The sequence below is a fragment of the Commensalibacter melissae genome (assembly GCF_009734185.1).
GTDB classification, from domain to species: domain Bacteria; phylum Pseudomonadota; class Alphaproteobacteria; order Acetobacterales; family Acetobacteraceae; genus Commensalibacter; species Commensalibacter melissae.
Map to the genome: position 1 here is coordinate 1,389,168 of NZ_CP046393.1, position 13,992 is coordinate 1,403,159.

Genomic DNA, 13,992 nt, shown 5'->3' on the forward strand with positions numbered 1-13,992 from the left:
TTTTTTGAATAGATTAATAATGTTTGTACCAATTGAATATTCAAACCGGATAAAAAAAAAGCTAGGTCTCAATCTCAAGACTTATCTCATTATTGTTTTATTCAATTTTCCCGTCTATGCCCAGGATATAAATAAAAAAGATATCGAACCATCAAAAACAGTCATTCCATCCGACACATTTACGGCCTCCGCAACACCACTTGTAGAAAATGGGCCTCTGACCTTCTCCCCGCTAGTGAAAAAAGTTGTACCAGCCGTTGTTAACATTTCGGTTTCCCAAAATATATATACAAAACAATCCAGAAACATTCATATACCACCCTCCTTAAAGGGAACACCATTTGAAAAAGAATTCAGGCAACGTCAACATACCCGCAACCGTAGGGTTACAGAAGCTGGGTCTGGTTTTATCATTGATCCCCATGGGATCATAGTAACCAATACGCATGTAATCGGGACTTTCAACAACATAACAGTATATCTTGCGAATGGAAAACGTTTCACAGCAAAAGTTATCGGTAATGATTCTCTCACAGACATAGCAGTCATCAAAATTGATAGCGATCATCCCCTTCCCTATGTACAATGGGGTGACAGTCGCAAAGTGGAGGTTGGTGACTGGATTCTTGCTGCAGGAAACCCTTTTGGCCTTGGTTCTTCCGTCACTGCCGGAATTGTATCAGCTCGTGGTCGCGATATTGGTTCCAGCCCTTTTGACGATTTTTTTCAATTGGATGCTCCAATGAATCCGGGAAATTCTGGAGGACCATCCTTTAACCTTGCCGGACAAGTTGTCGCCTTGAATACCGCAATTGTTTCCCCTACCGGAAGTTCTGTTGGAATTGGTTTTGGTATCCCCTCTGAAATCGCCGCCCCCATTGTTACTCAACTATGTAAAACAGGATTTATTGACCGAGGATGGCTTGGTGTTACCCTTGAAGAGGATTCTGGACACAATGGAGTGAAAATCATTGATCTTGATCTGGATGGCCCGGCCTACAAGGCAAAAATCAAAATTAATGACCGCGTTGAATTAATTGACGATCAGCATGTAGACACAATTCGTACTTTTATTAAAACAGTGGCCATTGCACATCCTGGATCAAATTTACAACTGACAATAAGGCGCAACAAGAAAACCATCAAACTTGATGTTACGGTTGGTCATCGACCAAAAGATGATGTAGAATAACAAATTTTTTTTATCTCTTGCTAAAATAAAATTTTTTTATAGATTGATATCATGAATACGAATAATTTTATTACATTGGTGATCAATTTTATCTTAAGATAACAATTAAATGAATATTTTAATCCGTTTAACAAATATAATATTTAATCTTTACTAATTACAAATGGTTATAAATACTATTAATTGATCACTTGAAATTATTTAATCATAAAAAATCGTTATAATTTATGTTTTCCCCATAACTTTGATTGAGGAATTTTTTGATGCATCGTCGTTTCATACAAACCCCTGTATCTCAATTTTTATTGTTTTGCAATAATACTAAAATAAATTTTTCGTTAATTTGCATCTCTGTGATATTTACTTCACATTACACATATGCAAGCAATGCATCTAAATCCGATATAAACAATTCATCAATCAATAATATATCCGACAGTGTCAATGTATTGGATGAACAACGATATACGGGTTCCCTTCTTTCCCCTTCAGGTGCCATTACCAAGGCAGGTATCCTTGCTTTGGAACCGTATCTCCAATCTACAATCAGCCGTGGGGCCTATCAATCCGATGGCAGTGTCAAAAATAGCAAACACAGAACAGATTCAGCGGACAGTTTCCTTTTGATCAAATACGCCATTACCGATAATCTGACCATTCAGGCAACCCCACAGGTTAATTATGCCTGGAACGGTAAAACCACATCCAGCAGTGTACATATTTCTGACTTGCCTGTAGAATTTCAATATCGCTGGATTGACCAGGATAACGCACATTATCGACCCAGCTTCACGACTTTCCTGGGCATGAATTTTCCTACCGGCAATTTTGATCAGTTGAACCGTTCCCTTGATGCTTTTGGAAGTGGACAATATACCCTACGTTTTGGTCTTCATTCCCAAGCTGCCTATGAAATATTTCATCGCGCCATACGCTTCCGCTGGTGGGGTGTAGGTCGAAAACCTATTGGTCACCGAAATATCAAGGGGATAAGCAACTATGGTACAGATCAGGGTTTTGCAGGCACAGTCAGAGGTGGCTTATTTGGCAACGCCGGATTTTCATTTGAATTTGGAATAACCAAAGCATGGGTATTGGCCTTTGACTTTCAGTATGATTGGGCTCAGGGGACACATATTAAGGGAAATTATAATCACCAGCGTTATTTACGCCATATCACAGGTGCCTCTCATGATTTTCAAATCGCTCCTGGTATAGAATATAATTTTACACCGGCCGTTGGACTTATCGCTGGTGCGGCATTGACCGTTGACGGCCATAATACCAATGATTTCATTCAACCTCAATGTGCCGTGAACATCGTTTTTTAATCTGATAAAATTTAACTTTTCATCAATATTGCAACCGTAAGCGATTGAACTATATAGAATAAGCAACTATCTGATAACCTTATAATTTATAACAATTATAAGGTCATTTTATAGAAGCATTATGAATTATCCCTGACTAGGAGCCATTTTATGACTCAAATTTTCAGCAATTCCTGTATTCTATTTCGTATGCTTAAAAACAGAATTAAAATTAGTTATTTTTGTTTTGTTTTTTTCAGTTTACTCAACCCTTCTGTAAACGTATACGCTGTCCCGAACGACATTGCGCTTGAAGCTACACAAGAGGAAAACAAGGAAGATACAGGTTCCAAAATTTTACAGGAACAAAGATATACAGGTTCCTTGTTGGCACCATCCGGGGCATTGGTCAATGCCGGGACTTTTGTTATCGAACCGTATTTGCAAAACACAATAAGCCGTGGTGCCTATCAGGCAAATGGAAAAACCAAGAATTCCAAACATAGAACTGATAATACCCTGAATTATACATTAGTTAAATATGCAGCAACCGATCGCCTGTCAGTTCAGATTGTGCCCCAGATCCGCTATACCTGGAACGGTCACACAACAGCTAGTACAGTTCATTTCTCAGATTTACCTTTTGAGATTCAATATCGTTGGATTGATCAAGAAGATGCCCATTACCAACCTAGCCTAACTACTGTCCTTGGCATGATCTTTCCAACAGGCAATTATAACAATCTTGGTCGTCATTTGGACGGTGCAGGAACAGGCAATTATACGCTGAGATTTGGATTGCAGTCCCAAGCCGCATATCAGGTATTTGATAAAGCCATTCGAGTTCGTGTTTGGGGTATGGGCAGGGAACCTCTGAATTCCGTTAATCTCCGCAATATTAGCAGTTACGGTACTGATACTGGATTTCGTGGAAAAGCAAGATCAAAACTTTTTGGCAATACTGGTTTTTCCCTGGAGTACGGTCTGGATAAAAAATGGTTAATGGCTTTTGACCTTGTTTATGATTGGGCAAAGGGCACTCGAATAAAAGGAGGATATCTTGATAAACCCCATTCCTATCAACGTAAAGTAAATGGTGCCTCCCATGACATTCAGGTTGCACCAGCAATCGAATATAATCCCTCCACCCGCATAGGTATTATTGTTGGAACGGCTTTAACCGTGGACGGGCATAATGCAAATAATTTTGTTCAGCCTCAAATGGCGGTGAACTTTGTTTTCTAATTCAATCAATTCAGAAATACCAAACGCGATAATCGTTGATCTTGTATAACAACAATCGCGTTTTGACGAAACTTTCTTGCTAATACGATCGCCTTTCTAGGATCCATGACAACCATAAATAATGGCTCTGAAAAATTTCTTAAAGTTCCTGTCCCTTTTCTGTAATCATAGCCTGACAAATACAAGGAAAGTTTTTGCATCATGCGCTTGTTCCATCCCTTGGCCTTTATTCTTCCTCCCGGATTACAGGCACTCATCATAACCAGTTTCTCACTTTTATAGCGTTTTGGTAAATTTAAAGGATAGTGCCCTATTCTGATTTTAACAGTTCCAGCCTGATATATACTTTTAATATAGTTAGATCTAATTTTATTTGTCGCAGGTAATATTCCAGTCATTATTATATCTTTTTATAAGATTGATCCTCACCAAATGTTGAATTTTTATGAACTTGTACAGATAATAAAAGACCAAATCCAAACATTACCGTCAGCAGGGCTGACCCTCCATAGGATACCATTGGTAACGGCACACCCCCCACGGGTATGGCACCCATAACCATTGAAAGATTAACTGCACAATAAAAAAAGAAATTCATCGTGATCCCCAATGCAAGCAAGCGACCAAACTGATTACGTGACCGCATGGCGATAACCATGCCACCCACAATGATTAACAGTAATAACCCTATAACACAGATTCCCCCCACAAAACCCCATTCCTCTGCAATCATCGTAAAGATGAAATCAGTTTGTTTTTCTGGTAAGAAATTCAATTGCCCCTGTGTACCATGCAAATATCCCTGTCCCCACATTCCACCAGATCCCAATGCTATTTTTGACTGGATGATATTATATCCCGCTCCTAATGGATCATTTTCAGGATGCATGAAAGTGGTAATCCTCGCTTTCTGATAATCATGCAAATGATTATAAACCAACTTTATGACAAACGGGATCGGTGTTAGTAACAAAAGAATCAAATACCAGCGCATACCTGCCGCAAAAAAAATAACAGCCCCTATACAACCTATAATAACCGCTGTGCCCAAGTTCGGTTCTTTTAATACAAGAACAACAGGTAATAATACAAGGATTGCAGGAATAATCAGGCGTAATGGATTTGCCATCTGCTTCCAGCTAATTTTGTAAAACCAGCTGGACAATAAAAGAACCAAGGCAATTTTCATTAATTCAGAAGGTTGCAAGGCAATACCGCCAATTATAATCCAGCGCTCTGCTCCTTTACCCACATGCCCCATATGCAATACTGCAACCAATAACATTACAGCCAGTCCATAAAGAGGCCAAGCCAGTTTTACCAATATTTGCGGAGGAGTTAACGCCAACCCTATCATGATTATAAAACCCACGCAAAATTTAACAAATTGTGAATGAGCATAAGGATGGGAAGATCCTCCCCCAGCGGAATATTGGGCAAAATAACCAACCATTGCAAGAAGGCAGATCAATCCAACAAACAGCCAGTTAACTCGCCAAAGCTTGCCCAGAATTCTAAAATTTGGTTCTGCTCTTAATAAACGTTTCTCAAAAACCATTATGTCTATACTTCATTCAACTTCAGATGGTTTTGAATCACCTGTTTCCGTTCTTGTATTTTTAGACTGATCTTTTTTCCAACTTTTTGCAGGATCACACTTTAATGTTGCAACCATCATCTCACGTGCCAAAGGCGCCGCAACAGAAGCCGCAGCATTACCATGTTCTACAATTAAAGAGATAGCATATTGTGGATCATCATAAGGTGCAAAACAAATAAACAGCGCATGAGGACGATATTTCCATGGCAAATTAGCAGAGTTGAAATGGCCACTTTCTCTCAATGCACGGGAAACACTCTTTACCTGTGCCGTACCCGTTTTTCCAGCCAGTAACATACCATGATAGTCCATTTTTGCTTTTGCACCCGAACCTTTGTTTTCATTGACAACAGCATACATTCCAAACCTGATCATTTTTAGAAAATCAGGCTTGATATCCAGTTTTTGCCAATAGTTTGGATCTGCTTGCGGAACCAAAATATTATTGCGCTTCCTAATAAGATGCGGATCAATTTTTTTACCCGTGGCAATTCTCGCCACATAAGTGGCAAGCTGCAATGGGGTTACATGAACAAATCCCTGTCCAATACCGCTGACGATTGTATCACCTACATTCCAGTGATGTCCTCGGGACTCACGCCATTTAGGAGTGGGAATTAACCCGGAACGCACATGAGTCAACTCAATCGGCAACTCCACTCCCAAACCGAGCTTATCACATGTGGCATGAATTGCTTCCATTCCCGTCCTGCGGGCAACCTCGTAAAAATATACATCACAAGAATATTTTAGGGCACCATGCAAATCCAGTGACCCATGTCCATATTTATTCCAGCAATGAAACCGGCTTCCCCCATAATCATAATAACCCGGGCAATGAATACGCGTATTTTCCGTAATCGTTGAAGCTTCAAGCGCAGCTAGCGCAACAGCAGGTTTAAAGGTTGAACCGGGAGGATAGGAACCTGCCACTGCCTTGTTTGTTAAGGGACTCCTTTCATCTTGAATCCAGGTCTTCCATTGTGCATGACTGACACCACTGTCAAATAAGGAAGGATCAAAAGATGGATTACTGACCATTGCCATCACTTCCCCATTCCGACAATCTAAAACAACTGCACTGGCGGATTGGTCCGCGACGATTGAGGAAATTTCCTTTTGCAATTCAACATCAATGGTCAAGGCCACATCCTGGCCCTGGATACTATCAACATGGCCTAATTCTGTAATGATATGTCCCACGGAATCTACTTCAACCTGAACCTCACCGGCCTTTCCACATAGATCATTTTCCTGAGTCTGCTCGATCCCGGACCGACCCACTCGCATACCTGGCAAAGCCAAAATGGTATTCTGTGCAATGTCTTTATCATTTGGGGGCGCTACATAACCAACAATATGAGCCAACAAACCTTCCAATGGATAAAGTCTTTTAGTACCCACATCAATGACAATACCTGGTAGGGAAGGCGAATTCACCTCGATAATCGTCATTTCGTCACGAGACAGAAAATCTTTCAACATAATGGGTATAAAACGACGTTGATGATCCAAATTCCATTGTATACGGGCGTAATCATGCTCATCCAAGGAAATTAAATCAGCAAACCGTTCTATCACATCAGAAACATTGTCTGTTTCTTCAGGTATAAGCATGGCCCTCCAATTTATCTTGTTATTGGCAAGAATGGCCCCGAAACGATCAAGGATACGTCCACGAGGTGGAGACAATAACCTTTTGCTTATAAGGTTTTTCTTGGCCATTTTTATATATCGATCGCCATTTACAACCTGCAATTTATAAAGACGATTAGCCAATAAAGACAAGATCCCTGTTTGAGCCGCTAGAATCAAAATTGCCCGCCGCGTAAATACACGTCGCGAATTCGTATCTGACAATACATTTCTGATACGATAGGGTAATCTTTTCTTCATTTTACAAGTTGTTCTACACCTGTTCGGGATCAGCTATGGTACGATGGGCCCAGGTAAACATGATTGATAAGAGCGGATAAAATCCTATAGCAAAAACCATCTCAAATATAAAGTATGAAACTGAAACCAGCTTTAAACTTAACAAAGAAATCAACAGCCATTGTATAAAAAAAACACTCAATGCAATTATTGAAAAAATTAACCAGACTATTAAAAAATTATATCTTGCCAGACGAAAACGCTGCGTGATTGCCATTCCATAAACAATAAGTAAAATGAAAATCACAACACCAGGTGAGGAAAAGTTTAGGAGATCAATAAGAAACCCCAGAAAAAAAACACCAATTGCCGGCATGGAAGTTGGACGATAAATTGACCAAAAATAAACCGATGATATCACAATAGCCAATAAAAGTTCATTACGGCCAGGAATATTCAAGGGAACTGAAAAGATTAAAATTACAAACAGATTAAATCCCATAGGAACCATCCAACGAATGACAGCATCAATTTTTTGACACCTCGTTAAAGAAGGACGTATCCCTGGATGCCTTTTATGTGTTTTACTTTCAGATGATTTTTCTTTTTTAATCATTCCTAATCATGGCCTAGTAATTCAGGATTGGCGACGGGCCTGGTTTTCATCTTCTTTTTAGCCAGATTTACACGTCCCGGTGCATCAGGTGGAATGATATCATAATTTTTAAAATCAAAAATTCGAACAATTCTCAGACTTTCCAATGAAGTGTAAGGCACAACAACGGGATGTCCAGGTTCAAGATAATGTACGAAACCAACAGGGATTCCAGTCGGAAAAGCGTTTCCTTTATTGTCAGTCAAAACTTTCTCCCCTTCAGTTGGAGGTTTATCTTCCGGGTAAAAAATCAATTTGGGATAAAGACTGTTATCACCAGCCATAATCGCCTGTACATGTGAACTCATCAAATTAACAGGAATTCGACTGGCAAGATCATTGATTAAGAGTATCCTGGCAGAACGATCACCAATTTCTGTCACTCTACCTATCAAACCGAAACCACTCAAGGCAATTTCACCGGCGTGCACGCCATGCCCCGGTTGTAGCATCACCAAAACTGCCTTATGATAAATTCCGCTTCCATCTGCGGCAACATGTGCGGTAATATAGGATATTGTCGGATCGGGTATCCAATGCAATTGATTTTTCAATTCAACATTTTCCTCTGCCAATCCTATTGCAACATGATACCATCCCTTAAGTTGCGCATTTTCCTCTTCAAGTTTCTTTTTTTCCTGAGAAATATTTTTAACTGTATTAACATTCAGAAAAAAACCATGAACAATATCAAACGGTCTCTCCACCAAAACATAGGCAGGCAAAAGAAAATCAATAACTTTTAACCGTATATCTTCTATTAATTTGGGTTTTGCCTGGCCAAGCAACATGATTAAACTCGCCATTACAAATAAGAATGGTAAGATTAATTTTGCCAACGCTTGCTTGATTTGAATGGATATAGGAATCATTATCGTAATATTTTTACGTTATTTTTCATTTTAAACCAGCTACTTAATATATAAGATGAGCAATATACCAAACTGTATATTGCTTATTAATATTAACGCTATTTTTTATATTTTCTCAATTGTGTTGACGTAACAACTAATACATAGTTGTTAAAACATTCCTAAGCTTTTTCATTTCCTCCAATGCACGTCCTGTTCCCAAAGCCACACAGTCCAATGGATTTTCTGCAACAATAATAGGTAACCCTGTCGCCTGTCGCAAAACATCATCCAGTCGAAGCAATTGACTGCCCCCACCTGTCAACATAATCCCTTTATCAACAATATCAGCAGCCAGTTCCGGAGGGGTATTCTCTAAAGCAACGGATACTGCCTCGACAATTTGAGAAACCGGTTCAGCCAAACTATCGGCAATTTGCTCCTGGGAAACCAAAACTTCCCTGGGCACTCCATTCATCAAATCTCGGCCTTTTACTTCACGCCAAGGACCGCCATCCTCCTTGGAGGAATCGGGAATAGCGGCTCCCAGTTCCATTTTCAATTTTTCCGCTGAACTCTCTCCAATTAAAAGATTATGATTACGACGTATATAGGCAATGATGGCATCATCCATTCGGTCACCACCAACTCGAACGGAACGCGCATAAACAATTCCCCCCAGGGAAATTACTGCAACCTCGGTCGTACCTCCTCCGATATCAACAATCATGCTGCCAGAGGGTTCCGTAACTGGCAAACCGGCCCCAATTGCAGCAGCCATAGGTTCTTCAATCAGCTGAACCCGTCGAGCACCTGCACTTTCTGCGCTTTCCTGAATAGCTCGCCTTTCAACGGCCGTTGATCCTGATGGAACACAAATTACGATTTGCGGGCTGGCAAACATACGACGATTATGCACTTTATGTATGAAATGCTTAATCATCTCTTCCGCAACTTCAAAATCCGCAATGACACCATCCCGCATTGGCCGTATAGCAGTTATATTACCAGGCGTTCTTCCCACCATATTTTTGGCCTCTTCCCCAACAGCCAAAACCTGCTTTTTCCCACGAACATCAGCAATGGCAACAACTGATGGTTCATTCAATACTATTCCACGACCTTTGACATAGACTAGTGTATTAGCCGTTCCAAGATCAATTGCCATGTCTGCAGACATAAAACCAAACAGACGAGAAAACATCCAAAACTCCCGACAACAAACTTATAATTCTAACAAAAAATTTGTCTTAAATTTCTATCATCACAATTTGATAGAAATTACCAACCCCTACTTTTCACAGTATTTCCTTTCGACTTACTCATTTACAACCAATGGAGCAAGCGTTATCTGGCAAATGCTATATAGCCTTATATATTATTTTTACCTTAAAGTATCGTTCACTAAAAAAAAATGTAAAAAAATCATTTCCTACAATGTAATTACCCTATTTTGACTAATATTTTTCTCATTTAAATAAAAAATCATTTTAAAAATAAAAACGAATCGAAAATATAATTATTTATACCCCCTTTGCATATTATTTATGTTTCACTGTTTATACGTTTTATTCTGACTTTTTTATGTCTTTTTAGAAATTTATTTTAATAATCAAAAATCAAATTTTCATAAAAATGACAAAAAACATGTTTTATATAAATAAATAACAAGGAGAATTTATAAATGTTTAGAGTTAGCAAACAAACTTTTTTGGGGTTTTCAACCGTTATATTATCTGTTTCTTTTTTAACTGCCTGTGATAATGGCTATAGTGCTGGTGGAAGGGCAGGAACTGGTGCACTTATTGGTGGTGGAACCGGAGCAGCCATCGGGGCCCTTGCAGGAGGGGGAAGAGGAGCCGCTATTGGAGCTTTATCTGGTGGCGCGTTAGGGGCAGGTGTTGGCGCTTTGACAACACCTAATCGTCCAGGACCCAATTATAATAATCAGTACTATCAAAACCAACAATATCGTCAGCAACCAGTTAATAATTACAATTCATCCCGTCGTTAATCAAAAACGGCGTCAAAACGCCGTTCCATTTTTAAGAAACGTTTTCTGGTTTCTGTCGCTGACGCTTTGTTAACAATTTATTTAAAGCATGGACATAGGCCTTAACAGCAGAAACCACGGTATCAACATCTGTTCCTTGACCATCAACTGTTTTGCCATTTTCTTCCAACCTTACAGTTGTTTTTGCCTGTGCATCCGTTCCCTGCGTAACAGCCCCGATCGAAAATAGGGATAATGTTGCTTCAGGATGAGGGAAAATTTTCCTAATCGCATTGAAAGCTGCGTCAACCGACCCGCTATTTCCCGTAAATTCGACTTTTTTATTTTGTTTGTCAACTTCAAGAGTCAATAAAACCTCAGAAGCTCTTATCCCACTTTTAATTGACATATCAATAAACCGGATAAATTCATGATCTCTGACTTCATCATCAACCAAAGCCGAAATATCATCATCGTAAACCGTCTTCTTTTGATCAGCCAACGTCTTGAATCGCTGAAACGCCTCGTTTAATTTCTCATCAGAAAATTCATCATATCCCAATGATTTTAATTTGTCCCTAAAAGCAGCACGACCCGAATGTTTACCCAAAACAAAAGAAGAACGGTTCCAGCCTACACTTTCAGGTGTCATGATCTCGTAGGTTTCTGCATTTTTCAACATTCCATCTTGATGGATACCACTTTCATGTGCAAATGCGTTTCTACCTACAATTGCCTTATTCGGTTGCACATCGAACCCGGTAATCGTTGATAAAGTCCGTGAGGCATTTAATAATTTCTTAGAAATTATCCTGTTATCATAAGGAAATTCATCATGACGTGTCCGTAAAATCATTGTTATTTCCTCCAGGGCAGCATTCCCGGCCCGTTCACCAATTCCATTGATCGTACACTCAACTTGCCTTGCTCCACCTTGCAGTGATGCGATAGTATTAGCCACCCCTAATCCCAAATCATTATGGTTATGACAAGAAAAAATGACCTGATCAGCACCTGGAACCCGTTCCAACAAATCTTTAAATATACGACGCATATCTTCAGGAGTTGAATAACCAACCGTATCAGGAATGTTAATTGTTGTCGCTCCATTTTTAATGGCCACTTCAACACAGCGACATAAAAAATCTGGGTCTGTGCGTGATCCATCCTCCGCTGACCATTGAACGTCATCTGTAAATTGTCTGGCCTTTTTATTTCCATCGGCAATAATTTCCAAAACGGTTTCAGGTTCCATGCGCAATTTATATTTCATATGCAGTGGAGAAGTCGAAATGAAATTATGAATACGTTTACGCTTGGCCGGTTTTAAAGCTTCCCCTGCCTTTTCAATATCATTTTTACCACCTGAACGTGCCAAGCTACAAATAACTGAGTCTTTGATTAGCTCAGCAATTCTGTAAACACTTTCAAAATCTCCTGTTGACGCAACGGGAAATCCTGCCTCGATTACATCAACTCCTAATTCAGTCAATATTCTAGCCATTCTCAGTTTTTCATCCAAATTCATTGAAAAACCAGGGGACTGTTCACCATCACGTAACGTTGTATCAAAAAAAATAACTCTATTTTTGTCAATTTTTCCAAATGATGGATGATTTATATTCATATCCGATGAACCTTCATAATCGTTTACAGGCATATTCTGGACGCAGCTAACGCCCTCAATTTGCCTATGAAAAAATAAATTTTTAAAGGAAATTACAAAAAAAACCCCTAAATAAGATAACCTATTTTACAAGGTTATCTTACCTAGGGGCTGCTAAGTTGAAAGATCAAACAAAACACAGATATCCGTTCTCTATTTTTAAAATAGAAAAAATTTTTTTCCATAAGAGAGAATACCATAAATTTCATGCTGATATGACATCACTTTTCCCCAAAAAAAGCAAGTCCTATTTTTTAGCCCGTTAAATGTGTTACACTTCCACCAATTGTAAAATACCGATCAACAGCATTTTTCATGGACATGGCTATTAACTGTCTATATGAAGACTGACGTAAAGCGGCCTCATCTCTACGATTAGACATAAACCCCATTTCAACAAGAATTGATGGAATGTTTACCGATTTCAAAACCACAAAAGCGGCATGTCTTTTGGGATTAGGCAACAAACCAACACGGGAATTAAACGATAAGACAACATTTTGTGCCATTGCTGCTGATTCTTTTTTTGTTTCCATTTTAACCAGACTGGCCAATATCTTTTCCACCGCTGGAGAAGTTACATGAATATTGGGGCCACCATAACGATCAGCTTGATTTTCAACTGAAGCCAATGCAGCAGATTGTGCATCAGATGCATGATTGGATAAAGTATAGACACTTGCACCTCGCACAGATGAATTCCGCAAGGCATCCGCATGCATCGATATGAAAAGGTTCGCCCCTTTTTTCTGGGCAAAATCTACACGTCCATTCAAGGGAATAAAATGATCTGAGCTTCTTGTCAGATAAACTTGATATCGTCCGGAGCGTCTCAACTGATTGGCAAGTTCCACAGCCGTAGCGTATGCAACATGTTTTTCATAGGTTCCAGAATATCCTATGGCTCCAGGATCTTTTCCACCATGACCAGGATCCAGCACAATTAATGGTAAAGCAGGTCTGGCTTTGCCAATGATAGCTGGCGTCTTGGTTTTACCTTTGAATGTCCTCACCTTGGAAGTGGATTTAACTTGATTACGACCTTTTCCAGTTATTCCAATTCTTTTTTGCCTTTTTTGTTTCATTGCAAATGAAAAGGAAGGAAACAAAACTCCTATTGACATTAATAACGTATTTCGTCTGGAAAAATTTAAAGCCATTTCAATCTATATTACCTTATCAAAATGTATATTAATAATGTTAATTCATGTCTAAAAATCTGTATACCCAAAATAGGATTCAGCGTATAATTCGACATTATTGCAATAATTCTACATTTTTTTTGATCAAAAGCCATAAATCACGTTTTTAGCAACAAAAAACCTTTGCTTTCATAGCGCGTTTTGAGATATTAAAATAATTATTAGGTCTTTATTTTTAATAACAAATCAATAACCTAATAAAGTCCTATAAATTATTGTTTATTTTTGATAGCAAAATATGTCCATTTAATGTTTACAAAAATTTAATGAAAGCAATCTAGAATTTAAAATTATTTTAAATCTTATAACAATTCAGAAATAAACAAAAAAATGATCGAAATTCCTAATTAAAAATGCTTCATGGTTACATTTCCCTTAAGACGATAATTAAAAACATGTTTCC

12 protein-coding genes are annotated in these 13,992 nt (G+C 38.8%); 4 read left to right on the forward strand and 8 right to left on the reverse strand.

Annotated features, from left to right (window positions below; genetic code table 11):
• Positions 1 to 19 precede the first annotated feature (19 nt).
• The 3 genes from GN303_RS06140 (at position 20) to GN303_RS06150 (ending at position 3,747) form a co-directional block, all read left to right on the forward strand.
• On the forward strand, positions 20 to 1,192 hold the full coding sequence (locus GN303_RS06140; RefSeq protein WP_110438290.1) for a S1C family serine protease: 1,173 nt from the start codon (positions 20 to 22) through the stop codon (positions 1,190 to 1,192).
• A 263-nt stretch (positions 1,193 to 1,455) separates the two neighbouring features.
• Complete coding sequence (locus GN303_RS06145) at positions 1,456 to 2,523, forward strand: hypothetical protein (RefSeq protein ID WP_110438291.1); 1,068 nt, start codon at positions 1,456 to 1,458, stop codon at positions 2,521 to 2,523.
• Positions 2,524 to 2,673: 150 nt separating this feature from the next.
• Complete coding sequence (locus GN303_RS06150; RefSeq protein WP_197037446.1) at positions 2,674 to 3,747, forward strand: hypothetical protein; 1,074 nt, start codon at positions 2,674 to 2,676, stop codon at positions 3,745 to 3,747.
• A 5-nt stretch (positions 3,748 to 3,752) separates the two neighbouring features.
• Here the strand turns inward: GN303_RS06150 and GN303_RS06155 are convergent, their stop codons facing one another.
• The 6 genes from GN303_RS06155 to GN303_RS06180 all read right to left on the reverse strand — a co-directional run bounded on the left by GN303_RS06155 (position 3,753) and on the right by GN303_RS06180 (position 9,932).
• Positions 3,753 to 4,145, reverse strand: a complete 393-nt coding sequence (locus tag GN303_RS06155) for a DUF3293 domain-containing protein (RefSeq protein WP_110438292.1) — start codon at positions 4,143 to 4,145, stop codon at positions 3,753 to 3,755.
• Between the two features lie 2 nt (positions 4,146 to 4,147).
• Positions 4,148 to 5,305, reverse strand: a complete 1,158-nt coding sequence (rodA, locus tag GN303_RS06160; protein WP_110438293.1) for a rod shape-determining protein RodA — start codon at positions 5,303 to 5,305, stop codon at positions 4,148 to 4,150.
• Between the two features lie 12 nt (positions 5,306 to 5,317).
• Positions 5,318 to 7,243 carry a penicillin-binding protein 2 gene (gene mrdA / locus GN303_RS06165; protein WP_110438294.1) on the reverse strand — a complete coding sequence of 642 codons (1,926 nt, stop codon included), beginning with the start codon at positions 7,241 to 7,243 and terminating at the stop codon, positions 5,318 to 5,320.
• A gap of 13 nt (positions 7,244 to 7,256) precedes the next feature.
• Positions 7,257 to 7,838 carry a hypothetical protein gene (locus GN303_RS06170; protein WP_230873081.1) on the reverse strand — a complete coding sequence of 194 codons (582 nt, stop codon included), beginning with the start codon at positions 7,836 to 7,838 and terminating at the stop codon, positions 7,257 to 7,259.
• A 2-nt stretch (positions 7,839 to 7,840) separates the two neighbouring features.
• Positions 7,841 to 8,749: a rod shape-determining protein MreC gene (gene mreC, locus GN303_RS06175; protein ID WP_110438295.1), complete on the reverse strand. Its 909-nt coding sequence runs from the start codon at positions 8,747 to 8,749 to the stop codon at positions 7,841 to 7,843.
• Positions 8,750 to 8,885: 136 nt separating this feature from the next.
• On the reverse strand, positions 8,886 to 9,932 hold the full coding sequence (locus GN303_RS06180) for a rod shape-determining protein (protein WP_110438296.1): 1,047 nt from the start codon (positions 9,930 to 9,932) through the stop codon (positions 8,886 to 8,888).
• Between the two features lie 480 nt (positions 9,933 to 10,412).
• Here GN303_RS06180 and GN303_RS06185 point away from each other — a divergent pair, with 480 nt between their 5' ends.
• Positions 10,413 to 10,742 carry a hypothetical protein gene (locus GN303_RS06185; RefSeq protein ID WP_196424861.1) on the forward strand — a complete coding sequence of 110 codons (330 nt, stop codon included), beginning with the start codon at positions 10,413 to 10,415 and terminating at the stop codon, positions 10,740 to 10,742.
• Positions 10,743 to 10,773: 31 nt separating this feature from the next.
• Here the strand turns inward: GN303_RS06185 and GN303_RS06190 are convergent, their stop codons facing one another.
• Together GN303_RS06190 and GN303_RS06195 are read right to left on the reverse strand one after the other, a co-directional pair.
• Complete coding sequence (locus GN303_RS06190) at positions 10,774 to 12,348, reverse strand: 2-isopropylmalate synthase (protein WP_110438609.1); 1,575 nt, start codon at positions 12,346 to 12,348, stop codon at positions 10,774 to 10,776.
• 293 nt (positions 12,349 to 12,641) lie between these two features.
• A complete protein-coding gene (locus GN303_RS06195; protein ID WP_110438297.1) occupies positions 12,642 to 13,547 on the reverse strand; it encodes an N-acetylmuramoyl-L-alanine amidase family protein in 906 nt (301 codons plus the stop codon).
• Positions 13,548 to 13,992: the final 445 nt, after the last annotated feature.

What these genes read in the sequence shown, in the direction of transcription:
- GN303_RS06140 (WP_110438290.1), top strand. Translation starts at nt 20, where the DNA reads ATGTTTGTACCAATTGAATATTCAAACCGGATAAAAAAAAAGCTAGGT.
- GN303_RS06145 (WP_110438291.1), top strand. Translation starts at nt 1,456, where the DNA reads ATGCATCGTCGTTTCATACAAACCCCTGTATCTCAATTTTTATTGTTT.
- GN303_RS06150 (WP_197037446.1), top strand. Translation starts at nt 2,674, where the DNA reads ATGACTCAAATTTTCAGCAATTCCTGTATTCTATTTCGTATGCTTAAA.
- GN303_RS06155 (WP_110438292.1), bottom strand. Translation starts at nt 4,145, where the DNA reads ATGACTGGAATATTACCTGCGACAAATAAAATTAGATCTAACTATATT.
- rodA (WP_110438293.1), bottom strand. Translation starts at nt 5,305, where the DNA reads ATGGTTTTTGAGAAACGTTTATTAAGAGCAGAACCAAATTTTAGAATT.
- mrdA (WP_110438294.1), bottom strand. Translation starts at nt 7,243, where the DNA reads ATGAAGAAAAGATTACCCTATCGTATCAGAAATGTATTGTCAGATACG.
- GN303_RS06170 (WP_230873081.1), bottom strand. Translation starts at nt 7,838, where the DNA reads ATGATTAAAAAAGAAAAATCATCTGAAAGTAAAACACATAAAAGGCAT.
- mreC (WP_110438295.1), bottom strand. Translation starts at nt 8,749, where the DNA reads ATGATTCCTATATCCATTCAAATCAAGCAAGCGTTGGCAAAATTAATC.
- GN303_RS06180 (WP_110438296.1), bottom strand. Translation starts at nt 9,932, where the DNA reads ATGTTTTCTCGTCTGTTTGGTTTTATGTCTGCAGACATGGCAATTGAT.
- GN303_RS06185 (WP_196424861.1), top strand. Translation starts at nt 10,413, where the DNA reads ATGTTTAGAGTTAGCAAACAAACTTTTTTGGGGTTTTCAACCGTTATA.
- GN303_RS06190 (WP_110438609.1), bottom strand. Translation starts at nt 12,348, where the DNA reads ATGAATATAAATCATCCATCATTTGGAAAAATTGACAAAAATAGAGTT.
- GN303_RS06195 (WP_110438297.1), bottom strand. Translation starts at nt 13,547, where the DNA reads ATGGCTTTAAATTTTTCCAGACGAAATACGTTATTAATGTCAATAGGA.